This window comes from Undibacterium sp. Rencai35W, from assembly GCF_049340185.1.
In the GTDB taxonomy this organism is placed as follows: domain Bacteria; phylum Pseudomonadota; class Gammaproteobacteria; order Burkholderiales; family Burkholderiaceae_D; genus Undibacterium.
In genome coordinates this window covers 13919-39827 of sequence record NZ_JBMPPC010000002.1, presented here as the reverse complement: position 1 = coordinate 39827, position 25909 = coordinate 13919, and the positions used below count along the sequence as shown (strand labels likewise).

27 protein-coding genes and 1 pseudogene are annotated in these 25909 nt (G+C 48.6%); 23 read left to right on the top strand and 5 right to left on the bottom strand.

What is annotated here, in order from left to right; genetic code table 11:
* The first annotated feature begins 190 nt into the window (after nucleotides 1-190).
* Nucleotides 191-1009 carry an orotidine-5'-phosphate decarboxylase gene (pyrF, locus tag ACO0K3_RS04150; protein WP_422982179.1) on the top strand — a complete coding sequence of 273 codons (819 nt, stop codon included), beginning with the start codon at nucleotides 191-193 and terminating at the stop codon, nucleotides 1007-1009.
* A 77-nt stretch (nucleotides 1010-1086) separates the two neighbouring features.
* Here pyrF and ACO0K3_RS04145 read toward each other — a convergent pair whose 3' ends face one another.
* Nucleotides 1087-1650 carry a glycine zipper 2TM domain-containing protein gene (locus ACO0K3_RS04145; RefSeq protein ID WP_422982177.1) on the bottom strand — a complete coding sequence of 188 codons (564 nt, stop codon included), beginning with the start codon at nucleotides 1648-1650 and terminating at the stop codon, nucleotides 1087-1089.
* A gap of 112 nt (nucleotides 1651-1762) precedes the next feature.
* Complete coding sequence (locus tag ACO0K3_RS04140; RefSeq protein ID WP_422982175.1) at nucleotides 1763-3019, bottom strand: CaiB/BaiF CoA transferase family protein; 1257 nt, start codon at nucleotides 3017-3019, stop codon at nucleotides 1763-1765.
* 55 nt (nucleotides 3020-3074) lie between these two features.
* Between ACO0K3_RS04140 and ugpQ the strand changes: the two genes are divergently transcribed.
* The 9 genes and pseudogenes from ugpQ (at nucleotide 3075) to ACO0K3_RS04095 (ending at nucleotide 12611) form a co-directional block, all read left to right on the top strand.
* Nucleotides 3075-3806, top strand: a complete 732-nt coding sequence (ugpQ, locus tag ACO0K3_RS04135; RefSeq protein WP_422983158.1) for a glycerophosphodiester phosphodiesterase — start codon at nucleotides 3075-3077, stop codon at nucleotides 3804-3806.
* A gap of 170 nt (nucleotides 3807-3976) precedes the next feature.
* A complete protein-coding gene (locus ACO0K3_RS04130; RefSeq protein ID WP_422982173.1) occupies nucleotides 3977-4312 on the top strand; it encodes a hypothetical protein in 336 nt (111 codons plus the stop codon).
* 225 nt (nucleotides 4313-4537) lie between these two features.
* A complete protein-coding gene (alaS, locus tag ACO0K3_RS04125) occupies nucleotides 4538-7150 on the top strand; it encodes an alanine--tRNA ligase (RefSeq protein WP_422982171.1) in 2613 nt (870 codons plus the stop codon).
* Nucleotides 7147-7665 (top strand): GNAT family N-acetyltransferase, encoded by a 519-nt coding sequence (locus ACO0K3_RS04120; protein WP_422960979.1) that lies wholly within the window; start codon nucleotides 7147-7149, stop codon nucleotides 7663-7665. The genes alaS and ACO0K3_RS04120 overlap by 4 nt, the downstream gene beginning before the upstream one ends.
* A 13-nt stretch (nucleotides 7666-7678) precedes the next feature.
* Nucleotides 7679-8198, top strand: a pseudogene (locus ACO0K3_RS04115) (NUDIX domain-containing protein).
* Between the two features lie 178 nt (nucleotides 8199-8376).
* Entirely contained in the window at nucleotides 8377-8604 is a 228-nt protein-coding gene (locus ACO0K3_RS04110) for a sulfurtransferase TusA family protein (RefSeq protein ID WP_422957783.1), read from the top strand.
* 309 nt (nucleotides 8605-8913) lie between these two features.
* Nucleotides 8914-9666, top strand: a complete 753-nt coding sequence (locus tag ACO0K3_RS04105) for an electron transfer flavoprotein subunit beta/FixA family protein (protein ID WP_422982169.1) — start codon at nucleotides 8914-8916, stop codon at nucleotides 9664-9666.
* Between the two features lie 71 nt (nucleotides 9667-9737).
* Nucleotides 9738-10667, top strand: coding sequence for an electron transfer flavoprotein subunit alpha/FixB family protein (locus ACO0K3_RS04100; RefSeq protein ID WP_422982167.1), 930 nt, complete (start codon nucleotides 9738-9740; stop codon nucleotides 10665-10667).
* A 153-nt stretch (nucleotides 10668-10820) separates the two neighbouring features.
* Complete coding sequence (locus ACO0K3_RS04095) at nucleotides 10821-12611, top strand: acyl-CoA dehydrogenase (protein ID WP_422982165.1); 1791 nt, start codon at nucleotides 10821-10823, stop codon at nucleotides 12609-12611.
* A gap of 66 nt (nucleotides 12612-12677) precedes the next feature.
* Here the strand turns inward: ACO0K3_RS04095 and ACO0K3_RS04090 are convergent, their stop codons facing one another.
* Nucleotides 12678-13094, bottom strand: coding sequence for an NINE protein (locus ACO0K3_RS04090; RefSeq protein ID WP_422982163.1), 417 nt, complete (start codon nucleotides 13092-13094; stop codon nucleotides 12678-12680).
* 197 nt (nucleotides 13095-13291) lie between these two features.
* Between ACO0K3_RS04090 and rpsP the strand changes: the two genes are divergently transcribed.
* From rpsP to ACO0K3_RS04050, 8 genes are all read left to right on the top strand, one after another.
* The gene (rpsP, locus tag ACO0K3_RS04085; RefSeq protein ID WP_262838614.1) at nucleotides 13292-13543 is read left to right on the top strand and encodes a 30S ribosomal protein S16; all 252 of its coding nucleotides are present in this window, start codon (nucleotides 13292-13294) and stop codon (nucleotides 13541-13543) included.
* A 36-nt stretch (nucleotides 13544-13579) separates the two neighbouring features.
* Nucleotides 13580-14122: a ribosome maturation factor RimM gene (gene rimM, locus ACO0K3_RS04080; RefSeq protein WP_422982161.1), complete on the top strand. Its 543-nt coding sequence runs from the start codon at nucleotides 13580-13582 to the stop codon at nucleotides 14120-14122.
* A 47-nt stretch (nucleotides 14123-14169) separates the two neighbouring features.
* Nucleotides 14170-14919, top strand: coding sequence for a tRNA (guanosine(37)-N1)-methyltransferase TrmD (trmD, locus tag ACO0K3_RS04075; protein WP_422982159.1), 750 nt, complete (start codon nucleotides 14170-14172; stop codon nucleotides 14917-14919).
* Nucleotides 14920-15034: 115 nt separating this feature from the next.
* Nucleotides 15035-15418: a 50S ribosomal protein L19 gene (gene rplS / locus ACO0K3_RS04070; protein WP_422957791.1), complete on the top strand. Its 384-nt coding sequence runs from the start codon at nucleotides 15035-15037 to the stop codon at nucleotides 15416-15418.
* Nucleotides 15419-15537: 119 nt separating this feature from the next.
* Complete coding sequence (locus ACO0K3_RS04065) at nucleotides 15538-16203, top strand: CoA pyrophosphatase (protein ID WP_422982157.1); 666 nt, start codon at nucleotides 15538-15540, stop codon at nucleotides 16201-16203.
* 116 nt (nucleotides 16204-16319) lie between these two features.
* Nucleotides 16320-17270 (top strand): CobD/CbiB family protein, encoded by a 951-nt coding sequence (locus ACO0K3_RS04060; protein WP_422982155.1) that lies wholly within the window; start codon nucleotides 16320-16322, stop codon nucleotides 17268-17270.
* Nucleotides 17271-17354: 84 nt separating this feature from the next.
* On the top strand, nucleotides 17355-17792 hold the full coding sequence (gene yiaA, locus ACO0K3_RS04055; protein ID WP_422982153.1) for an inner membrane protein YiaA: 438 nt from the start codon (nucleotides 17355-17357) through the stop codon (nucleotides 17790-17792).
* A gap of 323 nt (nucleotides 17793-18115) precedes the next feature.
* Complete coding sequence (locus ACO0K3_RS04050) at nucleotides 18116-18472, top strand: DUF3579 domain-containing protein (RefSeq protein ID WP_422982151.1); 357 nt, start codon at nucleotides 18116-18118, stop codon at nucleotides 18470-18472.
* Between the two features lie 47 nt (nucleotides 18473-18519).
* Here ACO0K3_RS04050 and ACO0K3_RS04045 read toward each other — a convergent pair whose 3' ends face one another.
* On the bottom strand, nucleotides 18520-19434 hold the full coding sequence (locus tag ACO0K3_RS04045; protein ID WP_422982149.1) for a LysR family transcriptional regulator: 915 nt from the start codon (nucleotides 19432-19434) through the stop codon (nucleotides 18520-18522).
* Nucleotides 19435-19538: 104 nt separating this feature from the next.
* On the opposite strand from ACO0K3_RS04045, the gene ACO0K3_RS04040 reads away from it, so the two are divergent.
* The 5 genes from ACO0K3_RS04040 to ACO0K3_RS04020 all read left to right on the top strand — a co-directional run bounded on the left by ACO0K3_RS04040 (nucleotide 19539) and on the right by ACO0K3_RS04020 (nucleotide 25085).
* The gene (locus tag ACO0K3_RS04040; RefSeq protein ID WP_422982147.1) at nucleotides 19539-20273 is read left to right on the top strand and encodes a histidine phosphatase family protein; all 735 of its coding nucleotides are present in this window, start codon (nucleotides 19539-19541) and stop codon (nucleotides 20271-20273) included.
* A 10-nt stretch (nucleotides 20274-20283) separates the two neighbouring features.
* Nucleotides 20284-21066 carry an SDR family oxidoreductase gene (locus tag ACO0K3_RS04035; RefSeq protein ID WP_422982145.1) on the top strand — a complete coding sequence of 261 codons (783 nt, stop codon included), beginning with the start codon at nucleotides 20284-20286 and terminating at the stop codon, nucleotides 21064-21066.
* Between the two features lie 62 nt (nucleotides 21067-21128).
* The gene (locus tag ACO0K3_RS04030; protein ID WP_422982143.1) at nucleotides 21129-22358 is read left to right on the top strand and encodes an acyl-CoA dehydrogenase; all 1230 of its coding nucleotides are present in this window, start codon (nucleotides 21129-21131) and stop codon (nucleotides 22356-22358) included.
* A 104-nt stretch (nucleotides 22359-22462) separates the two neighbouring features.
* Nucleotides 22463-23227 carry an SDR family oxidoreductase gene (locus ACO0K3_RS04025; RefSeq protein WP_422982141.1) on the top strand — a complete coding sequence of 255 codons (765 nt, stop codon included), beginning with the start codon at nucleotides 22463-22465 and terminating at the stop codon, nucleotides 23225-23227.
* Between the two features lie 160 nt (nucleotides 23228-23387).
* On the top strand, nucleotides 23388-25085 hold the full coding sequence (locus ACO0K3_RS04020) for a long-chain-fatty-acid--CoA ligase (protein WP_422982139.1): 1698 nt from the start codon (nucleotides 23388-23390) through the stop codon (nucleotides 25083-25085).
* A gap of 122 nt (nucleotides 25086-25207) precedes the next feature.
* Here the strand turns inward: ACO0K3_RS04020 and ACO0K3_RS04015 are convergent, their stop codons facing one another.
* A complete protein-coding gene (locus ACO0K3_RS04015; protein WP_422982137.1) occupies nucleotides 25208-25717 on the bottom strand; it encodes a GAF domain-containing protein in 510 nt (169 codons plus the stop codon).
* Between the last annotated feature and the right edge of the window lie 192 nt (nucleotides 25718-25909).

Sequence of the window (25909 nt, the reverse complement as noted above, 5' to 3'; positions counted from 1 at the left end):
CTTATGAGATGGATAATCAAATAAGAAACATAGATGCCTGTGATACCTCGTCGGTATTCGGACGTTTCAGGGATTAACGACTATTCCATCAAGTTATAATGCATGGCTATGGCAAACTATCTGAGCTATGAATCTGGTGCGGATGATAATGCTGCAAAAATATGCGTAAAGAATATATAGAGGAATAATCGTGACTTTTATCGAAAAATTGACAGAGGCTTGGGCGAAAAACAATTCTCTCCTGTGTGTTGGGCTAGATCCTGATATATCGCGTTTCCCGCCGGAACTGACGAACCAGCCGGACGCAATCTTTGCTTTTTGCAAGACGATGATTGATGCAACGGCCGATCTCGCCTGTTCGTTTAAACCACAAATTGCCTATTTTGCGGCTTTACGTGCAGAAGATCAGCTTGAGGCCATTTGCCGCTATATCAAGACGACTTATCCAGCTATTCCTGTCATTCTGGATGCTAAACGAGGTGATATCGGGGCAACGGCTGAGCAATATGCGCGTGAAGCATTCGAGCGCTACGATGCCGATGCTGTGACAGTCAATCCATATATGGGTTTTGATTCTATTGCGCCATATTTGGAGTGGAAAGATCGTGGTGCGATTGTGCTGTGCCGCACTTCAAACGCTGGCGGATCTGATTTGCAATTTTTAGATGCAGGTGGCAAACCTTTGTACCAGCACGTGGCTCAGCTGGTTGCCAACAAATGGAATACGAATGGACAATGTGCGCTGGTTGTCGGTGCGACATTTCCGAATGAATTAGCGCAAGTCCGTCAGATCATAGGTGAGATGCCACTGTTGGTGCCAGGTATTGGCGCGCAGGGTGGAGATATTGCAGCAACCGTTTCGTCTGGCAAGACGCTGTCAGGTACAGGCATGATGATCAATTCGTCACGGGCAATTTTATACGCCAAACCTGTTATCTCTGAAGACTACGCGCAAGCGGCAAGACGGATAGCGCAGGAAACCCGAGATGCGATTAACCAATATCGCTGATTTTTATCAATAGGAATAAGAGAGGGAGCATATAGGTATATAGCTCCCTTTTTTATCTTTGACAGTGCAGTGAAAATTTATTGAACAATATTCAGCTGACCATTCTGATGACTGACCTTGATGCGGTCACCAATCCGGTAGTAAGAACCTGGTTCAATCAACACAGTTCTTTGTTCGCCGTTTGACATACGTAAGGTCATTTCGGTTTTTATTTTTTGCGGAGCATTGTTTCGTTCGACTTCGTTGCCGACGATGCCACCAGCTATTGCGCCGCCGAGTGTCGCCAGATTGCGGCCATCGCCTTTGCCGACCTGATGACCGATCACACCACCTAGTACAGCGCCGACCAGAGCGCCAGCACCGCCTTGATTATGACTGGCTTGCCCGACTTCACGCATGCCGACAATGGTAGCGACTTCGACATAAGCAGGAGCAGGTGCCTGATATCCTTGCGTATATTGAGGGTAGGCTGGCTGCTGATATTGATTAGGATACGCTGGGTTCTGTGCCGGATAAGGTGTCTGGTAGTTTGACGGATATGGGGAACTGGAAGAATCCTGGTATGCCTGATAACCCCGTGTGGCGCAAGCCGTTAATTGGCTCGCGACCAGGACAGAAATGAGGATCGCTACTTTACGCATGACAGACTCCGCAACATTGATGATATGTCCTTAACGCAGCGTAGCGCACGGTTGTTGACCTTGGTTTGTGTGACAAGGTAAATAATCGTTAATTCCTTAATTTGGTGTTGCGTTACAGCGGCTTAATACCAATGACGCCGCTCCATCTTAGTCCGGCAATTTTTTCATCGTCATAATGGAGTAAGTCTTGTAACACCTGATCGGTATGTTGCCCAAGTAGGGGCGGTGCTAGCGGATATACTGCGGGTGTTGCTGACATCTTCATCGGACTACCTACAAGCTTGACTTTACCTGCACTTGGATGTGGTAAATCCATCTGCATCTGCCGTGCGATGACTTGAGGATTGTCGAAGACTTCATCAAGCGAATTGATCGCGCCACAAGGTACGCCCGCCGCCTCCAGCACATCGATCCACTCTTGTTTTGTTTTTTGCTGCACCATGGCTGCCAGCAGCGGAACCAATATGTCGCGGTGCTGCACGCGTAGTGGGTTACTGATAAAACGATCGTCATCGGCCAGATCCTGACGTCCACCCGCTTGAACGAATTTACGATATTGCCCGTCGTTACCTGCTGCGACAATGATATGACCATCAGAGCTTGCAAAGGTCTGGTAAGGCACAATGTTGGGATGGGCATTGCCCCAGCGTTTTGGCGCGTTACCACTGGCAAGATAATTCGTGTTCATATTGGCCAGCATCGCGACCTGTACATCAAGCAGTGCCATGTCGATATATTGGCCTTCGCCAGTGCGGTCACGATGGGTCAGCGCTGCCATTACGGCGATGGTTGAGTACATCCCTGTCATCAGGTCAGCGATTGCAACACCTGCTTTTTGCGGACCTCCGCCGGGCAGGTCATCGCGTTCACCAGTCAGCGACATAAAGCCACCCATGCCTTGCACAATAAAGTCGTAACCCGCACGATGAGAGTATGGGCCCGTCTGTCCAAAACCGGTGATCGAGCAATACACCAGGTCTGGTTTTAATAATTTGAGGCTGTCATAGTCCAGCCCGTATTTTTTAAGCTGGCCAACTTTATAATTCTCAAGAACTACATCGGATTGCTGTGCCAGTTCGCGAATAATTTGCTGACCTTCTGCTGTGGCTATATCGATGGTGATTGCTTGTTTGCCGCGGTTGGCGGCGAGATAGTAGGCTGCTTCAGTCGTGTTGTTGCCGTCTGCGTCCTGCAGATACGGAGGGCCCCAGGTGCGGGTGTCGTCGCCAGACCCGGGTTTTTCAACTTTAATTACTTCTGCACCGAGATCTGCGAGATTTTGTGCGCACCATGGGCCGGCAAGTACGCGTGTCAGATCGAGAACCCGAATATGTCCGAGTGCGGTCTTGTTTTTTTCTGTGGTCTGCATATATCCTGTACGTTTTCTTTTTGTGCAAATCGGAGAGTCAACATGGAGAGCAATGATGTGGCCTTATCCTAAAGTTGTCGCTCATCGGGGCGGCGGCACTCTGGCTCCGGAAAATACCCTTGCTGCGATGCAGTGTGGTCTCAGGTATGGCTTCCGTGCGGTTGAATTCGATGTCATGTTATCAAAGGATGCCATACCTGTGCTGATGCATGATCCTTTATTTGGCAGAACTGTTCGTGGCGATAGCAACGTTGCCAGCACGACGGCAGATGCCTTAATGCAGATGGATGCGGGTAGCTGGTTTTCAAATGACTTTGCGGGAGAGCTCGTTCCGAGCTATCAGCAAGTAGTGGCATTCTGCCTTGAGCACGGCATCTGGATGAATGTAGAAATTAAACCCGTGCCAGGTTTTGAGACGGAAACGGGTAAGGTGGTTGCGCAGATGACCCGGCAAATGCAAGCGGGGGCACAAGTTTTATTTTCATCGTTCTCATTTGATGCTCTGATGAGTGCCAGAGAATCCGCTCCAGAGATACCTCGCGGATATCTGACGGATCAGATTCAGAACGACTGGCAACAGCGACTACAAACTCTTTCAGCGGTCGCTTTGCATACAAATTACCGTCATTTGACCGCTGAGCTTACTGCGCAAATCAAGGCTGCAGGTTATGGTGTATTTTGTTATACGGTGAATACGCCAGAGCGGGCGCGCGAGATTGTCGGGTGGGGTGTGGATGCGTTTTGTACCGACAGGATCGACTTGATTTCCCACGACTTTATTACCTAAAGTATTGGTGGAATTATCGCCTGGGTTGACGGTTACGATTTCTTACACGGCTTACAGTTTTCATGTCATCAGGCTTGTATTCGAGCTCGTTATAGGCTCATGAGTGATACAAAAAATGACTCAGATTAATTAAGAAGCGCTCCACTTTTACAACACAGAAAGGCACTATCATGAAATCAGTTAAACTCGTTTCCGTACTCGTTGCAACTTTGTTTGCTATCCCTGTGTTTGCTCAAAACACAAACACGCCTAACATCGACAAGCGTCAAGAGAATCAACAAAAACGTATCGCTAATGGTGTGAATAGTGGCGCTTTGACTGCACAAGAAACAGCGAACCTTGAAAAGCGCGAAGCAAAAATCGAAACAGACAAAGAAGCCGCTAAAGCAGATGGCAACGTAACGAAAAAAGAACGTGCGAAACTGGAGCATGAAGAAAATCGCGCAAGTAAAAAAATCTACGCGAAAAAACACAATGCACGTACCGCAAGTGCTCCCGCACAATAAGTAAAACGCTTCACTGTAGTATTTTTCTGTAGAACCCGTCTGGTATTCGATGCCAGGCGGGTTTTGTTTTATCTGTGGTGTGGAGAATATTATTCTCGGTTGGCATGTCAATACACGCTGAAACTTGCCTGGTCGAAATGAGTTTTGACGAGAAAATGCGCGAAGTTATCACGTATAATCAAGAGCTAACCTTTAAAACCGCATCAATCTGCCCTGAAAATTACTATGAACTCGTCTGAAATCCGCGATAAATTCCTCAGCTTTTTCGAATCTAAAGGCCATACACGAGTCCGTTCGTCCAGCCTGATCCCTGGTAATGATCCGACTTTGTTGTTTACCAACTCCGGTATGGTGCAATTTAAGGATGTTTTCCTTGGTCAGGACAAGCGCAACTACACCCGCGCCACCACAGCCCAACGCAGTGTACGTGCCGGTGGCAAGCACAATGATCTGGAAAATGTGGGCTACACAGCGCGTCACCATACATTTTTTGAAATGCTGGGTAACTTTTCATTTGGCGATTATTTCAAACGCGACGCGATCAACTATGCCTGGGAATTGCTGACAGTCGTCTATGGCCTGCCAAAAGACAAACTGACCGTGACTGTGTATCAGGAGGATGATGAAGCCTACGATATCTGGAAAAACGAAATCGGCGTACTGCCTGAGCGCATCATCCGCATCGGTGATAACAAAGGCGCTCGCTACGCATCAGACAATTTCTGGCAGATGGCAGACACAGGGCCATGTGGTCCGTGCTCTGAAATTTTTTATGATCATGGCCCAGAAATTTGGGGTGGTCCTCCGGGTTCTCCTGATGAAAACGGCGATCGTTTTATCGAAATCTGGAATCTGGTGTTCATGCAATTCAACAAGGATGAGCAAGGCGTTTTGCATCCTTTGCCAAAGCCTTGCGTCGATACCGGTATGGGACTGGAGCGTATTGCCGCGGTATTGCAGCATGTGCATTCCAACTATGAGATCGATACCTTTCAGCATCTGATCAAGGCAGCAGCGCGTGAAACCGGTTGTACAGACCTGAACCACAATTCCTTAAAAGTGATTGCCGATCACATTCGTTGTGCAGGCTTTTTGATTGTGGATGGCATTATTCCTGGTAACGAAGGACGCGGTTATGTCTTGCGTCGTATCACGCGCCGCGCTTTGCGCCATGGACACAAGCTGGGTCAGCCACAACCGTTTTTCTACAAATTGGTCGCGGATCTCGTGAAAGAAATGGGCGTTGCTTACCCTGAGTTGGCAGAGGCTGGCGAGCGCGTTGCTCAGGTTTTGAAACAGGAAGAAGAGCGTTTTGGCGAAACGCTGGAACATGGCATGAAGATTCTGGAAGCAGCTCTGGCCAAAGATAGTAAAAATCTGGACGGCGCAACCGCATTTACGCTTTATGACACTTACGGCTTCCCGCTGGACTTGACTGCAGATATCTGCCGCGAGCGCAATGTGGTTCTGGATGAGGCTGGTTTCGATGCTGCCATGGCGCATCAAAAGCAAACCGCTCGTGCCGCAGGCAAATTCAAAATGGCCGCAGCAATTGAATATAGTGGCGACAAAACGAAATTTGTCGGGTACGAGCAATTGAGCAACGATAGTAAAGTGATTGCCTTATATGTGGATGGCAGTGCTGTGTCCAAATTAGAAGCCGGGCAGGCTGGTATCGTGGTGCTTGACGTAACGCCTTTTTATGCTGAATCCGGTGGTCAGTGTGGTGACTCTGGTGTGTTGAAATCGACTAGCGGCGCTGTATTTGAAGTCGCTGATACGCAAAAAATTCAGGCGGATGTCTTTGGTCATCACGGTACTTTGACCTCAGGTGCATTAGAACTCGGTCAAAGTTTGCATGCGCAAGTCGCAACAGCCGTGCGCGCGCAAACAGTGCGCAATCACTCGGCTACACATTTGATGCACAAGGCTTTGCGTGAAGTGCTGGGTGCTCATGTATCGCAAAAAGGCTCACTGGTTGATGCTGAGAAAACCCGTTTCGATTTCAGTCACAACGCGCCGATGACCGATGCCGAGATTTTGCAGGTCGAAACTATTGTTAATCGTGAAATTTTGTCTAACGCCGCTGCGCAGGCGCAGGTGATGTCGTATGACGATGCGATCAAGCATGGTGCAATGGCGTTGTTCGGCGAAAAATATGGTGATGAAGTGCGTGTGCTGGACATTGGTACGTCGCGTGAGTTGTGCGGCGGTACCCATGTGTCGCGTACAGGCGACATTGGATTATTTAAAATTGTGTCTGAAGGCGGTGTTGCCGCAGGGATTCGTCGCGTCGAGGCCGTCACTGGCGAAGTCGCTCTGGATCTGGTGCAAACCTTAAATCAACGTGTCAATGACATTGCCAGTGCATTAAAAACGCAACCGGAGAAATTGACACAGCGCATAGCACAATGGCAAGATCACGTTAAGTCTCTTGAAAAAGAATTAACGGTATTGAAATCCAAGCTGGCAGCGAATCAGGGTGATGCTTTGCTGGAACAAGCCGTAGACGTCAACGGTGTCAAAGTGTTGGCTGCGGTTATGGAGGGGGCGGATGCGACAGCTCTGCGCGAAACCATGATCAAGCTGAAAGACAAGATGAAAACAGCTGCAATTGTTTTAGCTGCTGTGAATGATGGCAAGGTCAGTTTGGTTGCTGGTGTGACTGAGGATTCAACCTCTAAACTTAAGGCAGGTGAGCTGGTCAATTTCGTAGCGCAACAGGTTGGTGGTAAAGGTGGCGGTCGCCCTGATATTGCTCAGGCCGGCGGTACTGATGCTAGCGGTCTGTTAAAAGCGCTGGCTGATGTACCTAACTGGATTAAAGAGCGCCTATGATCTTTATACGCCGTGCCGAACCAGCAGATGCTGCCCAGATCCAACGGGTGTATGCAAGTACCAATGCGTTTACAAGTACTTTGCAATTGCCGCACCCGACGGTAGAAATGTGGCAGGAACGATTAAAGCAATTTAATCCTGACGACACTTTGTTAATTGCAGTGTATGACGGTGTTGTAGTGGGCACGGCAGGTTTGCATCTCGAAAAAAAATCACGTCGTCGTCATGTGGCAGGTCTGGGCATGGCGGTCGCGGATTCGTTCACCGGGCGCGGTGTTGGCACTGCCTTACTGGCTGAGATATTAAGTCTCTCAGATAACTGGCTCAACGTATTGCGTATTGAATTGACGGTGTATTGTGATAATGCGGCGGCAGTTCATTTGTACAATAAGTTTGGCTTTGAGATCGAGGGCACGATGCGTGCGCACTCGCTGCGCAACGGCGTATTTGTCGACGCATATTCTATGGCGCGCTTTCATCCTAAGCAGCCGCAAATTCCTCGCACTGGTCGTTAAACGATCCCCAATAATGGAACTAAAATTTTGTCCCGTATGTGCCGCGTCACTGGCGCACCGCGCAGATGAGCAAGAAGCTTCCCGACTTAGACTGGCGTGTCCGGAAGGTCACTGGACACATTGGGACAATCCACTTCCGGTATTAGCCGCGCTGGTCGAGGTTGAGGGCCATATTTTGCTTGCAAGGAATGCTGCCTGGCCAGAAAAAACTTTCGCCCTGATTACTGGTTTTATGGAGCGTGGTGAGACGCCGGAAGAGGGGATTGCACGCGAGTTGAAGGAGGAGACTAATCTCGACGCCGATCAGGTGAGTCTCATTGGCGTATATGAGTTCATCAAAAAAAAACGAAGTCATTATCGCCTACCATGTAAAAGCCTCGGGCAATATTCAATTGTCCCCCGAATTATTAGAGTATCGTCTGGTCAGTCCTGAAAAATTACGTCCCTGGCGTGCCGGAACTGGTTATGCGATGGCAGATTGGATGCGTACTCAAGGTCTGGAGCCGGTATTTGCTGATTGGGCAAGTTCTTGAGTGATCAGCTAACAACAGATACTCACTAAAATTGTGCAAACAATTGTTAATCAATGTGGAATCCGGGGTCTCGTTGTTGCGTTGCACCATCTTGATTAAATTTCCGGTAGAATTGGTGCAAATGTTTTAGTAAGTATTTTGCTGTTCAAATTGTTTATTCCCGCTACTGGAAAAAATCATGCAATACAATAAAGAACTGGATGCTCGCGGATTGAATTGTCCGCTTCCAATTTTGAAGACCAAAAAAGCCCTGGCAGATATGATCACTGGTGAAGTATTGCATGTCATTGCAACTGATCCGGGTTCAGTGAGAGATTTCAAAGCATTCTCCAAGCAAACTGGCAATGAACTACTTTCTCATTTGGAAAACAGCAAAGAGTACGAGTATTTTATTAAGCGTAAATAATAGCGTGACAGCATGTCAGCATTAATTCACCAATTCTCAGTATAGAAAAGCTCACGATAAGTGAGCTTTTTTTATGCATGATCCATGTAGTCGTTTGTTGTGGAAAACCATTTGTTTAGGTGTTCTGCTCTACTGTGGCTCTGGATTGAAAAGAACGATCGTGCTAAATTGTGTGGCTTAGACCAATTTAGTCTTATAATTGATGAAGTTTACGTATACGTCAATTTGCTGCACTCGCAACATTCGCTTCATCAGAATTAATCCGTTTCACCATCTCTGTTCAAAAATTAGCTCAGTAAAGGCAGAACTATGAAAGTCCTGGTACCAGTCAAACGTGTAGTCGACTACAACGTCAAAGTACGCGTCAAATCCGATGGCACTGGCGTGGATATCGCCAACGTCAAAATGTCGATGAATCCTTTCGACGAGATCGCCGTTGAAGAAGCAATGCGCTTGAAAGAAGCCGGCGTTGTGACTGAAGTTGTCGCGGTATCTTGTGGTGTCGCGCAATGCCAGGAAACTTTGCGTACTGCGATGGCGATCGGCGCAGACCGCGGTATTTTAGTCGAGAGCGACGCTGAACTGCAGCCTCTGGCAGTGGCTAAACTGTTGAAAGCGCTGGCTGACAAAGAGCAGCCTCAGCTGATCATACTGGGCAAGCAGGCAATTGATGATGACTGCAATCAGACAGGTCAGATGCTGGCAGCCTTATTGGGTTGGCCACAAGCGACTTTTGCCTCCAAGGTTGTCGTTGCTGATGGCAAAGCGACCGTGACACGCGAAGTTGACGGCGGACTGGAAACTTTATCGTTGACTTTGCCAGCGATCATCACAACAGATTTGCGTCTGAACGAGCCGCGCTACGTCACTTTGCCAAACATCATGAAGGCCAAGAAGAAGCAATTGGACAATGTAAAACCAGCGGATCTGGGCGTAGACGTGACCTCACGTGTGAAGACTTTGAAAGTCGTTGAACCAGCAAAACGTTCCGCCGGTATTAAAGTGCCTGACGTCGCGACTCTGGTTGCCAAGCTGAAGAACGAAGCTAAAGTTATCAGCTAATTCATTCGTCCTTAGTCCTTAAGAATAATCTTTGTGCCAGATGATCTGGTTCAACCAATGTGGAAAACATCATGACTACACTTGTCATCGCTGAACACGACAATGCTTCCTTGAAGGGAAGTACATTAAACACAGTTACTGCTGCTATTCAATGTGGTGGCGACGTTCATATCCTGGTCGCTGGTCATAACGCTGCTGCCGCTGCCCAGGCGGCGTCTCAGATTGCTGGTGTCAGCAAAGTATTGCACGCAGATGCACCTTATTTCGCTGATGGCTTAGCTGAAAATGTTGCTGAGCAAGCGTTGGCAATTGCTTCCGCTTATAGCCATATTCTGGCGCCTGCTACCGCTTACGGCAAAAATATTTTGCCACGTGTTGCGGCTAAACTCGATGTGTCACAAATTTCTGAAATTACTAAAGTAGATTCGCCTGATACGTTCGAGCGTCCAATTTATGCAGGTAATGCAATCGCAACCGTACAGTCTGCCGATGCGGTGAAAGTAATCACTGTGCGTAGTACAGGCTTTGATGCTGCGGCTACAGGTGGATCTGCTGCGATTGAAAGCATTGCTGCTGTTGCTGATTCAGGCAAATCTGTATTCGTTTCCCGTGAAGTCGCTAAATCAGATCGCCCTGAACTGACTGCGGCGAAAGTGATCGTTTCTGGTGGTCGTGGTATGGGTTCTGGTGACGCATTTAAAGTCTTGGAGCCGCTGGCTGACCGCCTTGGTGCCGCGATGGGTGCGTCTCGTGCGGCAGTTGATGCTGGCTTTGTGCCAAATGACTGGCAAGTTGGTCAAACCGGTAAGATCGTTGCTCCGCAGTTGTATATCGCTGTCGGTATCTCTGGCGCAATTCAGCATCTGGCAGGTATGAAGGATTCAAAAACCATTGTGGCAATTAATAAAGATCCTGAAGCACCAATTTTCTCTGTGGCTGATTACGGTATCGTTGGTGATTTATTTGAAATCGTACCGCAACTGGTTGCCGAGTTAGGCTAATCAATTCAATGTGAGCACGGCAAACACGGTTTGTCGTGAGCAGTCTTGGAATATTAACAGGACAGGATAGGCAGGTTTGTCGTCAAGCTGACAGAGTATTTTCTCTGGTTCTGACATGATCCTGATCATCCTGTCCTTTTTCATGGAGTAAATATGAGTTATGTAGCGCCACTGAAAGATATGCTGTTCGTGATGAACGAGCTGGCGGGTCTTGCCGAAGTCAATGCCCTGCCAGGTTGTGAAGACGCGACGCCGGAAACTGTTGAAGCTGTATTAGAGGAAAATGCAAAATTTACTGGCGAAGTTGTTGCCCCTTTAAATTGGCCAGGAGACCAGGCGCCGAGTTATTGGAAAGACGGCGAGGTCTTCACGACTAAAGGTTTTAAAGAAGCGTTCAAGATGTTTGGTGAGGCTGGTTGGCAAGGCGTGCAGCATCCAGCTGATTTTGGTGGTCAGGGTTTGCCAAAGCTGGTCGCTACACCGTGTATCGAGATGTTGAATTCGGCGAGCGTTTCTTTTGCCTTGTGCCCGTTATTAAGTGATGGTGCGATTGAGGCATTGTTGACGGCAGGCAGTGATGAACAAAAAGCGATTTATCTTGAAAATCTGATTGCCGGTAAATGGACTGGCACGATGAATTTGACTGAACCGCAGGCGGGATCAGATCTGGCAATGGTGCGTTCACGCGCAGTTCCTCAGGGCGACGGTACTTATAAAATTTTCGGTACGAAAATTTTCATTACCTATGGTGAGCACGATATGGCTGAAAATATCGTTCACCTGGTGTTGGCTCGCACACCAGACGCACCCGAGGGCGTCAAAGGTATTTCTCTGTTTATTGTTCCTAAATTCCTAGTAAATGCGGATGGCTCCCTGGGCGCGCGCAATGATGCGCACTGCGTCTCGATTGAGCATAAATTGGGTATTAAGGCGAGTCCGACGGCAGTACTGCAATTTGGTGATAACGGCGGTGCGATAGGTACGTTGGTTGGCGAAGAGAATCGTGGCCTTGAATACATGTTCATCATGATGAACGCAGCTCGTTTCGGGGTCGGTCTGCAAGGTATTGGTATCGCTGAGCGTGCATATCAAAAAGCCGTAGGCTATGCGAAAGACCGTGTTCAGTCGCGTGATTTATCGGGTTCTGCTGGCCCCGTCACTATTATTCATCATCCTGATGTGCGTCGTATGCTTATGTCGATGCGTGCGCAGATTGAGGGTGCCCGTGCGCTTGCTTATGTAGCCGCAGCTGCGAGTGATGCAGCTCATCACCACGTCGATGAGTCTGTGCGTAAAGCAAATCAGACTTGCTACGAATACTTGGTGCCTATTGTCAAAGGTTGGTCTACTGAAATGTCTTTGGATGTTACGTCAACAGGTGTTCAGGTACATGGTGGAATGGGCTTTATTGAAGAAACTGGGGCGGCTCAGCACTACCGTGATGCCAAGATTCTGACGATTTATGAAGGTACGACGGCGATTCAGGCAAACGATCTGGTTGGTCGCAAAACTGCTCGTGATGGCGGCGCAACGGCCAGGGCGCTGATTGCCCAGGTGCGTCAAACAGCATCCGAATTAGCTGCAGTGCAATCCGATGATTTGCAGGCAATCCAGCGCCAGCTGGTATTGGGTGCAGATGCTATGGAGGAGGTAGTCGCTTTTGTCGCGGCGAATTTTAAAACGGATATTAAAGCGGTGTTTGCCGGTAGCGTTCCATATTTGAAACTGGCTGGTATTGTGCTTGGCGGCTGGCAAATGGCTAGGGCTGCATTGATCTCCCAGGATAAATTGCAGGCGAGTGAGGGTGATTCTAGTTTTTATAAGACTAAAATCGCTACGGCACGTTTCTTCGCAGATCACATATTGTCTGCGGCTCAGGGATTGCGTACTTCTATTGTAGAAGGTAGTGCCGGTGTTTTGGCGTTGACTGAAGATCAGTTCTGATTAGTGTGCTGATCAAACAATAAAAAAGCGGCTGAGGCCGCTTTTTTATTGAGATTGTTTCTTATGTCAGCCGAAAGAGCCACCCGTATATAACAGGTCAAAAGCGCGTGCAATTGTGGCGATTAATGCAAAAGCTCCTACCCCAAGACTTAATACTAAAATCAGTGCTAAAGGCCATGAAGATTCACTGGTTTGCCCGGATTGCGCATTATATTGCTGATCCCATTTCTCATCGGCTGTCAGTCCAAGTACTAATGCTTCTAGCATAGCAATTAAAAATGACAAGATAAATGGACTTGCAGTCACAAGTAGTGGCGAGCCGAAAAAGAAATGACCAAGCAGCCATGACAATGGTAGTGTTGCTAAGTGTAGCCAGCCCCAAATGTCTTGCTTGCCTTTTAAATAGAAGCGGTGCAGACCCGCGCTTCCGAGTGTTGCGGCAAGCAGGGTAGTGATGGTTTTGTTTTTATGGATGGTATTCATAGGTGTTCTGCAAAGTAATGCGTGATTCTAGAGCAAGACGATGCCCCCTGCTGGCTTATTCTCAAATCTCGGCTGGGTTAGTCGCCCGGACATCGTCGGTAAAACACGACTGAATCTTGGATAGTGCTTGCGGTTTGATCTCGAAGCAGGCTATAATTTGCGGCTTTTTCCGCGTTTAGACATTTTTTGGAAATATTATGGTCGTTATTCGTTTAGCTCGTGGTGGCGCAAAAAAGCGCCCTTTCTACAATATCGTTGCAACAGATTCACGCAATCGTCGTGATGGTCGTTTCATCGAGCGCATCGGTTTTTACAATCCGATCGCAAATGGTAATGCTGAGACAGTACGTGTTGCAGCAGATCGTCTGGCTTACTGGCAAGGCGTTGGTGCACAATTGTCACCAGCAGTTGCTCGTCTGGTAGCGCAATCTGGCAAAGCTGCAGCTTAATTGCTGCCTGATTGTTAGCAAGTGATATCAGTTGGAGTGCATGTTCCTGAAGATTTAGTCCTAGTGGGCTACGTCTCGGGGGCATACGGCATTCATGGTTGGGTAAGAGTGCACCCTTACTCCAATGATGCCGATGCGTTGCTCAGCGCCAAAACATGGTGGCTGGAGAATGCGAAAATATGGCCTGAATTGCACGATGTTGATCGCATGGAGTCCAAGATTCACGGCGAGGATGTTGTTGCGAGACTAATAGGCGTCGCTGACAGAAATGCAGCGGAAGCGCTCAAGGGCACAATTGTTAAGATTCCCCGTAGTCATTTCCCAGTCTTACCGGATGGAGAGTTCTACTGGGTGGATCTGATTGGCGCATCAGTGCACAACTTGCAAGGTGAAGACTTAGGTCAGGTCAGAGACTTGATGGATAATGGTGCTCATCCTATTTTACGGGTTGCAGCAGCTAACGTCTCTGAGGCTGATTTGGCTAAATCGGAACGGTTGATTCCCTTCGTAGACAGCTTTATCAAAGAGGTTGATCTGAAGAGCGCCAAAATTATCGTCGACTGGGGCTTGGATTATTAAGCGTGCTGCAATGAGAAATAGTTTTCTGAGATCGAAAGGCATGCGATATGCAGTTTGATGTCATTACATTGTTTCCTGAAATGTTTGCTGCGCTGACCAAGTCCGGCGTCACTCGTCGTGCTTTTGAACAGGGAAAGTGTGCTATATCTCTGTGGAATCCCCGTGACTTCACAACAGATAGACATCGTACCGTGGATGACCGGCCTTATGGTGGGGGTCCTGGTATGGTGATGCTGGCTAAACCTCTGCAGTTAGCAATTGATGCAGCAAAACAGCGTCAGGTACAGTCCGGAAATAATGCTGCTTCCAAAGTAATTTATCTGTCACCGCAGGGACGTCTTTTGACGCATCGACGTGTGATGGAGTTATCGCAACTGGATGGTGTTGTTTTACTCTGTGGCCGGTACGAAGCGGTTGATCAGCGTTTGCTTAATCAGTATGTAGACGAGGAAGTTAGTCTAGGCGATTTTGTATTATCTGGTGGTGAGATTCCAGCGATGGCGTTGATGGATGCCGTCATCAGGCAATTGCCAGGGGTTTTGCATGATGATGATTCTGCCGTACAGGATAGTTTTGTAAATGGCCTCCTTGATTGCCCGCATTACACCAGACCGGATGTATTTGAAGAAATTCCAGTTCCTGCCGTCTTGATGGGGGGAAATCATGCTGACATTGAAAAATGGCGTCGTGAACAATCGTTGGAAGCGAGCCTGCGCAAACGCCCCGACCTGATTATTCAGGCGCGTGATGCAGGTTTGCTGAGCAAGGCTGACGAGAAGTTTTTGAGTAGTTTGTAGTTCAGTCATTTCCTAGGATCTGACTTTAAGTGCAGGTATTGACCTGCTTGTTTAACCCCATCCTCTACTGAGCACAGCAGGTATAGCGTCAGCAAGATGGTATCAGGAGTAAAAAATGGATCTGATCCAAAAATTAGAGGCAGAAGAAATTGCACGCCTCGGCAAAAATATCCCTGTATTCGCTCCTGGCGATACAGTAGTTGTTAACGTCAACGTAGTTGAAGGCACTCGTAAGCGTGCACAGGCTTACGAAGGTGTTGTCATCTCCCGTCGTAACCGTGGTTTGAATTCAAACTTCATCGTTCGTAAAATTTCATCTGGTGAAGGCGTTGAGCGTACATTCCAATTGTATTCTCCGCTGATCGCTTCGATCGAAGTTAAACGTCGCGGTGATGTACGTCGCGCTAAGTTGTACTATTTGCGTGAACGTTCAGGCAAATCTGCTCGTATTAAAGAGAAATTGCCAACACGTAAGACAGCAGCTGCGAAAGCAGAGTAATATTGTTTGTCATGCGTTGCAAAAAAGGGATGCCTCGGCGTCCCTTTTTTGCATTTTGAAATGAAATAAATATTAGCTCATCACTAAAAGCCCCGAGTAGTTTAATTAAGGAAGTCGGTGTGAAATTGAAGTTCAATCCAGAGGAATTGCCTGTGCACTCTGTTGCGGGAGAGGATGCCGTACCAGAATCCCATTTATCCTCAGCATGGCTAAAACAGCGTTTTGCACAGCCGGGAGTTTGGACTCCGGAAACAACTGATGAGCATTTGCTCTCGACGATTCGCAGCTTTAAACCTGCTTCAGTATTGATGCCCCTTGTGTTGCGCGACACGGGCTTAACTCTGTTGCTGACCCACCGGGCGGCCCATTTGAATGATCACGCGGGGCAAATAAGTTTTCCCGGTGGCAGGTTTGAGGATAGCGATCGGTCAGCGATCGAGACTGCCTTGCGCGAGACTGAGGAAGAAATTGGCCTGCACCGCAGGCACGTAAATGTTCTTGGCGTATTGCCCGATTATAAGACTGGTACTGGTTATCAGGTCACACCGGTTGTGTCATTAGTGCAGCCTCCGTTTGATTTAAAAACAGATCCTTTTGAGGTCGCCTCATTATTCGAAGTGCCCTTGTCTTTTTTAATGGATGGATGCCATCATCAGCGCCGCATAATTGATTTGCCTGACGGAAAAGGTCAGAGAACTTTCTATGCGATGCCCTACGGTGAGCACTTTATCTGGGGAGCAACGGCAGGCATGTTACGTAACTTATTTCATTTTTTGCGGGCATAAGGCAGTAAGCGCTTAGGCTCGCAATAATGCTGGGCTTCATAAACCAGCTAAATCAGTTTACACTTGCCGCATTAACAAATCCATTTCAAGCTGGAAACGATTTAAACTATCTCACCATGACATTCATTTCCATACTTTGTGCGCTCCTGATCGAACAATTGAAACCTTTGCGGGTCGACAATCCGATTTATTTACAGGTACAAAATCTGGCAGAAAAGATCGAGTCGTGGTGTAACGCAGGTAAGGCCAAACACGGTCGCATGGGATGGTGGATACTCGTTATCGCACTGACTTTACCTACGGCATTGATCTATTGGTTGTGTTTGCGTATCAATCCATTTGCAGCGCTTGCATGGAATGTGCTGATCGTTTATCTGACTCTCGGTTTCCGACGCTACAGCCATTATTTCACCTCCATCCAGCTGGCACTGAGCTCCGGTGACGAAGATGCGGCTAAAGCACATCTCGCCGAATGGACGCATCTCGATACGTCCGGCATGGATATCTCTGAAATTTCCAGGATCGCGGTTGAGCGCTCACTGATCGCGACTCACCGTAATGTATTCGGTGTATTTTTTTGGTTTCTGATGCCGGTTGGGCCAGCTTGTGCCGTAATGTACCGTGTTGCCGAGTACCTGGCACGAGCCTGGAATGAGCCAGAACATATGAAGAACGAAGAGTTCGGGCAATATGCAACGAAAATTTTTTATTGGATAGACTGGATCCCGGCGCATCTTACGGCGATTGCATTTGCTGTCGTAGGTAATTTTGAGGACGCAGTGTACTCATGGCGTAATTATGCTGACCGCTGGTCAGATGAACTGGTAGGCATCATTCTGTCGGCGGGTGGTGGCGCCTTGGGGGTACGTCTTGGCGAACCTGAAGCAAAAGCGATGGTATTGAGCGCTGATGCCAGTGCCGTGGATGTTGACAGTCTGGATATCGAAAGCCAGCCAGGTGCGGAAGCTTCACCAAGATCATTGCAAAGTGCCGTCGGGCTGGTCTGGCGGGCATTATTGTTGTGGATGCTGCTGTTGTTATTGCTCTCCTTTGCGGTTTGGTTATAAATTTGCCGTGCGTCCCTTTTCACGCAGGTAAGATATATTTAATTTACTTATTGCAGCATTGCAAAAAAGACTGAAGGAAATCAATTGAAACTAAAACAAAGCGCCCCATCCGGCGCATTTATCGGTGCGTCCTGGCTTGCCCTGTTTATCGGTGCCCTTACTTATTCAATTGGTCTGTGGAATGCGACTATGCAGCTGAATGAAAAAGGTTATTACTTCACCCTCATTTTATATGGACTGTTCTCTGCGATTTCTTTACAAAAATCCGTGCGTGACAAACAGGAAGGTATTCCAGTGACGGGGCTGTACTTTGGATTGTGCTGGTTATCGGTTGGTGCCGCCTTGCTTTTACTTGCTGTGGGTTTGTGGAATGCAACGATTGTCCTGAGCGAAAAAGGTTTTTACGCGATGTCCTACGTACTGAGTTTGTTTGCGGCCGTAGCGGTGCAAAAAAATGTCCGGGATGCAGCGCTGTTCAAAACTGAAATGAGTGCTTCGGACCTTTCCTCTGAGGATGCTTGACGCGAGAGTTTGCATCTGTGTCAAGGCGATAAAAAAGGCTTGCGTATTCCGGCAAGCCTTTTTCTTATTGAACAGTTCGACCCGTAGTTTTGTTACTGTTTTACCGAGTCATTCTGCCAGTAAGCTTTACTAAGTTCGTAAATACACTATAGTTAGTGGGTAACATTTCTTCGCATGCATCAAAACGGGTTTATCTGCGATCAGTTTTTGAATCAAGTCTTCTATAAGATATAATACTCAGGTTATTTGAAAGCTTGGCGCAAGGTTTACCGACCTACAATGGATGCCAGGTTGTCTTCTTAGGTTCAGAGCAAGCCGATCACATGGCCGATTCCATCAAAAACACTTCATCACCGATACGCGAATTTTTCATCCAAGGAGTTACCAGTGATGGAAAACAGTTTCGTCCCAGCGATTGGGCTGAGCGCCTGTGCGGTGCCATGTCCTGTTTTCGCCCTGATGCAGGGAGAAACTCGCACCTGATTTACTCGCCGTTTGTACGTCCTATTTTGTTGAATGGTGTGCGCTCTGTTGTCGTGAATGAGGCCTTGCGTGAGATTGAACCGCTGGCCTACCACTTCGTTCTTAGTTTTGCAAAAGATAATGATTTGCAAATTGTCGACGCGTGTTTATTGCCTGACCCGCAAGTTGATTCAGACCCGAATAAGTCGACGAAATAATTTTCTGAGATTTCTCCAAGAAAAATCAAATAGAGTTTGCGTAAATCTTATTTGGTTTTTGTCAAAAACCCTGCGGTGACTTGCTCGCGCAGCCAGCGATTAGCTGGATCGTTTTCTACGTTCTCATGCCAATACAAATACACATCCCAGGACGGCATTGGTAATGGAAACGACAAAATCTGATTGTCAAACTGTTGATTCGCAATCCGTGCGTAGCCTTCCGGCATGGTGAGCAACAGATCTGTCTGACTGGCGACACGACAAGCCGCAAAATAGTGCTGGCAGCGCAGCCGTATGCGTCTTTGCAAGCCGAGGCGGCTCAATTCAAAATCTTCCAATCCCATACCCTTCCGTCTTGAACTGGCGAGTACATGCTCTGCTTGCAAATAAGTATCTAGGTCTAACTTGCCTTTTTTAATTGCTGGATGGTCTTTGCGTGCGATGACGACGGTGGTGTCTTGCACTATTTTTTGACGGCGGATTTCATTCGGTAAGGGTAATAACATATCAATCGCCAGATCAATGCTCCCTGCGGCAAGTTCGCTGACGAGTTCGCGGCGCTCGACCTGAATCGCCGCAAGGCTGACCTGTGGCGCTTGCTCCGTGATGTTCTTGAGTAAAGGCGGTAGTACCGTTGATTCCAAAACGTCACGCAAAGCCAGATTGAATTGCTTGTTCGCCAGCATCGCGTCGAACTTGCCTGCATCCGCCAGAGTAACTTCCAAACCGCGTAACGCTTGTCTTACGGGTTCTATGATGCTGCGTGCCAATGGTGTAGAAACCATGGCATGCCCTTGGCGGGTGAATAGGGGGTCTTCAAAGATGACGCGCAGCCTGTTCAGTGCGTGACTGATCGCTGGTTGCGTCAGAAACAGCTTCTGGCTTGCGCGGGTCACGCTGCCCTCGGTATAGATAGCCTCAAATACCGTGAACAGATTCAGATCGACTTTTGAAATATGCATGAAATTAATTTAACTTGATAATAACTATTTATTTGATCAATTATATCCTGAGCCTTACACTCGACTCATTCTGAATTCGCTCTGCAAACTGAAGGGTCGTCGCAATGGCACAAATTTATCTGGTTCGGCATGGACAGGCGTCCTTCGGTAAGCAAAATTATGATCAGCTATCTGAGTTGGGCAAGGAGCAGGCGCAGCATCTGGGGCGCTGGTGGGCAGCACGCGATCTGGCAGTATCGCGGGTAGTCACAGGTAAATTGCACCGTCATGTACAGACTGCGCGTACGGCGATCGCTTGCTTGCAGGGCATAACCGAAGACAGGCTCAATGTCGCAGACTGGGAGTGTGACCCCGACTTTAACGAGTACAACCATCATGAAGTATTGGCCAAACATGTGCCCGCCTTCGATGATCCGGCTGAGGTAAAACGGTTCCTGCTTACGACCCCAAATGGCAAGCAGGCGTTTCAAGATATTTTTGCACAAGCGATTACGCGCTGGATGTCAGGGCAGTTTGATCACGAATATTCAGAAACCTGGATGGCTTTTCGCCTGCGTTGCATTACTGCATTAGAGCGTCAGATTCACCATCCTGATACTGCAAAAAACATCGTGATATTTACCTCGGGTGGCACGATCTCTGCCATTTGTCAGCATGTGCTGGGTTTTCCCGACGCGAAGTTTTCTGAACTGAACTGGTCGCTGGTAAACAGTGCTGTGACACGTCTTCACTTACAGCCGCCATCGGAAGGTAAGCCCGCCAAACTGGCGCTTGCTTACCTGAATAATTTTTCTCATCTTGAACAATTAAATCTCCCCAAACATATTACCTACGTATAGGAGCTGGCGCATGGCAAATTCGACTGATGTGGTTGATCTATTTGATCTGAGCGGCAAAGTCGCGCTCGTCACCGGTGCCAGTCGCGGCATTGGTGAAGAAGTGGCAAAAACGCTGGCAGCGCATGGCGCCACCGTGATTGTGTCTAGTCGCAAGGCCGATGCCTGTGAGACGGTTGTCGCCGCCATCAAAGCTGCTGGTGGCAAGGCGGAAGCACGTGCCTGCCACATCGGTGAGATGGCGCAGATCGACGCCTTGTTTGCCGATATCGAGGCTGCGCACGGACGACTCGATATTCTGGTCAACAATGCCGCAACCAATCCTTACTTTGGTCACATCACGGAGACCGATGCCGGTGCCTTTCAAAAAACGGTGGATGTGAATATCCGCGGCTACTTCTTCATGTCATCCGCCGGTGTCAAATTGATGGCAAAAAATGGTGGTGGCAGCATCGTCAACGTTGCTTCTGTCAACGGCGTGATTCCTGGGGCAATGCAAGGTATCTATTCCATCACCAAGGCTGCAGTTATCGCCATGACTAAATCGTTTGCGCTGGAATGTGCCCCCATGGGTGTCCGTGCCAATGCCTTATTACCTGGCGCAACCGATACTAAATTTGCCTCTGCTTTATTTCACAATCCGGTGATTCTGGAAAAAGCCTTAAGCCGTATTCCGATGAAACGGATTGCCGAACCTAGCGAGATGGCGGGCACTGTCCTGTATCTCGCGTCGCAGGCCGCAAGCTATACCACTGGCGCCTGTATTAACGTTGATGGTGGTTACCTGATCAGCTGATTAGCTGATTAGCTCATTTTTGTAAGACAAACGACGCTCCCATTTTTTAGCAAGGACACAGCATGGATTTCCAATACAGCCCAAAAGTAAAAGCGCTGCAAGCGCGTCTAATCGCCTTCATGGATGAACATATTTATCCAAATGAAGCCACCTTCTATGGTGAGATCGAAGCGAACCGTAAAGCCGGCAATCCCTGGATTCCGACGAAGATTGTCGAGCAACTGAAAGCCAAGGCGCGTGCAGCCGATTTGTGGAACTTGTTCTTGCCCGAATCCAGCCACGGCGCGGGTCTGACCAATCTTGAGTATGCGCCGTTGTGCGAAATCATGGGTCGTTCTCTGTGGTCCGCAGAAGTCTTCAACTGTGCTGCACCGGATACCGGCAACATGGAAGTCTTTGCCCGCTACGGCACGCCGGAACATCAAGAAACATGGCTGAAACCTTTACTGAATGGCGAGATTCGCTCTTGCTTCGCGATGACCGAGCCTGCGGTGGCCTCATCAGATGCCACGAATATCGAAGCATCGATTGTGCGTGAGGGTGACGATTATGTCATCAATGGGCGTAAGTGGTGGTCGTCCGGTGCCAATGATCCGCGCTGTAAAGTTTTTATCTTCATGGGTAAGAGCGATCCGGATAATGCCGATCGCCATAAGCAGCAATCGATGATCATCGTACCGCGTGACACCAAGGGCGTAACGATTTTGCGCGCCTTGCCCGTCTTTGGCTATGACGATGCGCCGCATGGTCACGGCGAGGTCGTTTTTGACAATGTGCGTGTGCCGGTATCGAATATTTTGTTGGGTGAAGGACGCGGTTTTGAAATCGCCCAAGGTCGTCTTGGTCCCGGCCGTATTCATCACTGCATGCGTCTGATCGGCTTGGCAGAGCGCGCGCTTGAAGATATGTGTAATCGCTCGTTGCAGCGCGTTGCTTTCGGTAAGCCGGTAGCAGAGCAGGGGGTCACGCTGGAGCGTATCGCCAATAGCCGCATCCTGATTGATCAGGCCCGCTTGCTGGTTCTGAACGCTGCGCAGATGATGGACACCGTGGGTAACAAAGCTGCCGCGAAAGAAATCGCGATGATCAAAGTCGCTGCACCGAATATGGCCTGTACCGTCATTGACTGGGCGATCCAGGCGCATGGCGGTGGCGGGGTCTCGAATGATTTCGGAGTTGCTTATGCCTATGCGCAGGCGCGCACCTTGCGTCTGGCGGATGGCCCTGACGAAGTTCATCGTAACCAGATCGGCAAAATGGAATTAAAAAAATATAAGATCAGCGCACACTAATCAGCATCGCTGTTCTTCACCCCGGTAGCTTTAAATTCGACGTTGAAGGCTGCCGGGGATTTTCGCATCATAGGACTGTAAATTAATTCAACGGGAACGCAGCAATGACAGACATGACATTTAAAGAAAAATCCGTATTGGTCACGGGCGCGGCCAGCGGTATTGGTCGCGCTGCGGCCCTGGCATTTGCCAGAGCCGGTGCCCGCCTGACGATTGCTGATATTGATGTGGCTGGTGCTGAAGAGACGCAGGCGATGATCGCGCAAGCAGGTGGTGCGGTACGTTTTGTCAAAACGGATATCGCGAACGCCGCCGAAGTAGAGGCACTGATCAACGGAATTGTCGATGCTTACGGACGGCTTGACTGCGCATTCAATAATGCCGGGATCGAGATTGAGCATTTGCCACTCGCTGGTTCGGACGAGGCGACCTTTGACAAAATCATGAATGTGAACGTCAAAGGTGTCTGGTTATGCATGAAGTATGAGATTGCCCAGATGCTGAAACAAGGCGGTGGCAATATCGTCAATACCGCCTCAGTCGCAGGTCTGGTCGGCGCACCCTTGCAGCCTATCTATGCTGCAAGCAAACATGCGGTAGTTGGCCTCACCAAAACTGCGGCGGCGGAATACGGTCGAGCCGGTATTCGCGTCAACTCCGTTTGTCCCGGTGTGATCCGTACGCCGATGCTGACACATGCGCTTGAGCGCGAGCCTCGCCGCGAAAAAACCATCAAGAGTATTCATCCGATTGGCCGCATTGGCGAAGCCGAAGAAATCGCCAATGCAGCGCTGTGGCTGTGTTCTGATTTATCATCATTTGTGACGGGACATCAGCTGGCGGTGGATGGAGGGCTGACGGCAATATGACCTTGGTCTTTGTGTCACTAAATATAAATTTAAAAGGGAGTATGCCTAAAAATAGGGTATATACCGCAGGTTTTAATTAGGCACTTAAAAAATACAGGTGGGAGTATAGTAATTCACTACCCGCAATATATTTCATTTCCAACCGAGTGAGAGAGACAATATGAGTGATTTTCCCTGGATACAATCTTACCCCGCTGGTGTACGTTGGGATGCGGAGTTGCCCATCATGCCGGTACCGCAATTGCTCGATGAGGCTTTCGCCAAATGGCCGGATCATGTTGCGCTGGAATTCATGGGCAAGAAAACGACGTATCGTGAATTGCATGCCCTGGTTAATCAGGCGACCAAAGGATTTCAGCAGATCGGTGTGAAGCCCGGCGTTCATGTTGGTCTGTTCTTGCCTAACACCCCGCACTATGTAATCAGTTTTTTTGCGATCCTCAAAGCGGGTGGTACGGTCGTCAATTATTCGCCTCTCGATGCTGAAAAAGTCCTCGAGCACAAGATCGCCGATAGCGAAACCGATATGCTCGTCACGCTAGATATGGTAATGCTGTATCCGCAGATGGCGAAAATGCTTGGTCATACGCGCTTGCAAAAACTCATCATCGGTAACATTGCCGAAATGTCGCCTTACCCAGATGCAGTGCGCGCCAGTCTCGACAAGGCGCGGCAGCTATGCGCCATTCCGGCAGACGTCTTGCACGTGCCTTTCGCGCAGCTACTGGCGAACGACGGACAGTATCAGACAATCTCTGCGACAGATCCCAAAGAAACGGTCGCGGTCTTGCAATACACCGGTGGTACCACGGGTTTGCCAAAAGGTGCGATGCTCACGCATGGCAACCTGACCACCGCGGTCAGTCAGATCATGGAGACACTGAATGTCGATCCGCCCGTATTGACAGAGGGGGCAGAGCGCCTGCTTGCTGTGCTGCCGCTATTCCATATCTATGCCCTCACGGTAGATATGTTATTTGGAATACGACTGGGCGCCGAGATCGTTTTGCATACGCGTTTTGATGTCGATGCCGTAGTCAAAGATTTGTCATCGAAAAAGATTACCGTATTCCCAGGTGTGCCAACGATGTACACCGCGATCATCCATTATCCCGATATCAAAAATCATGATCTGAGTTCGCTAAAATTCTGCAACTCCGGCGGTGCACCTTTGCCTGCGGAAGTCCTGCAACAATTTCAGAGCATCACCGGCTGTACTTTGCTTGAAGGCTGGGGAATGACTGAGACCTCGCCGACCGGTACGTTTACATCGATCATGAGCCCGCGTAAGCCTGGATCGTGCGGATTGCCGACCCCGGGTATTACGTTTAAATTTGCTAGCGTTGATGACGCACGCAAATATGTCGCTATAGGTGAGCGTGGAGAAATTTGCGTCGCCGGAGCGAATATCATGAAAGGATACTGGAAGAAGCCGGAGGCCACTGCCGAGTCATTTACGGCGGATGGATTTTTCCGTACTGGTGATGTCGGCTACATGGATGCTGAAGGTTTTGTGTACATCGTTGATCGTACGAAAGACATGATTTTGTGCGGCGGTTACAACGTCTATCCACGCAATATCGAAGAGGCGGTATATGAACATCCATCAGTAGCCGAAGTCAGCGTGATCGGTGTTCCCGATGAGTATCGCGGCCAGTCACCGAAAGCTTTTATCAAGCTCAAAGCCGGCGCTGCAGGCTTTACGCTGGAAGAGTTAAAAGAGTTCTTGAAAGACAAACTGGGCAAGCATGAGATGTTGCAGGCAATGGACATCCGTGCAGATTTGCCAAAGACACCGGTCGGTAAATTATCTAAAAAAGAATTATATGAAGAAGAGGCAAGAAAGTCCCGTGCTTAATCATTACAATTCGAGCTTATTCGAATAATTTCAGTAACTCAGTAACTCAGTTTTAACAAAATTTGAGGCGTAAAAAAAGCACCGGCATTCACTGGTGCTTTTTTGTTTTTTTTGCAAAACGATTAGGTGAAATCTGTCGCAGCGACAAAGGCCGCAACCATTGCCTCTAAGCCCGCCTGATCTTCTTCATTAAACCGATTCAGGCTTGGGCTATCGATATCAAACACACCATACAGTTCGCCATTTTTTATCACAGGGATCACGATCTCGGCATTTGATGCTGAGTCGCACGCGATATGACCAGGGAACGCATGCACGTCCGGCACCAGAATAGTTCGGCGTTGTGATGCCGATGCACCGCAGACACCTTTGCTGAATGGGATACGGGCGCAGGCAACTTTACCCTGAAACGGACCAACTAATAATTCCTGCTGCGTATTACCGGAACTACTTTTCGCCGGTTTAACCAGATAAAAACCGGCCCAGTTCAGATCCGCAATCGTGTCATACACCAGCGCAGAAAATTGCGCGGCATTCGCCGTAAGATCGGTCTCTCCTTCAAGGATACTGCTGACCTGACGGGCGAGCAGAGCGTAATCGGGTTGTGTACTGGCGACAGGTGGTGTGAACATAATGGGGCTGAAAAATAATGACTAGGGTTGGGCATTATATCGCTGCGCTGACATGAGTGCTGGGTCCGAATTCTAGGTAGCGTAACGTTGTATGGTAAGTATTGGGTGAAGCTAATCTCACAAAACAGGCAATTGGTTTTGCTATTATTTTTTTCAATGCTTGTAAATACAGAGACTCAGAAGTTTAAAAAA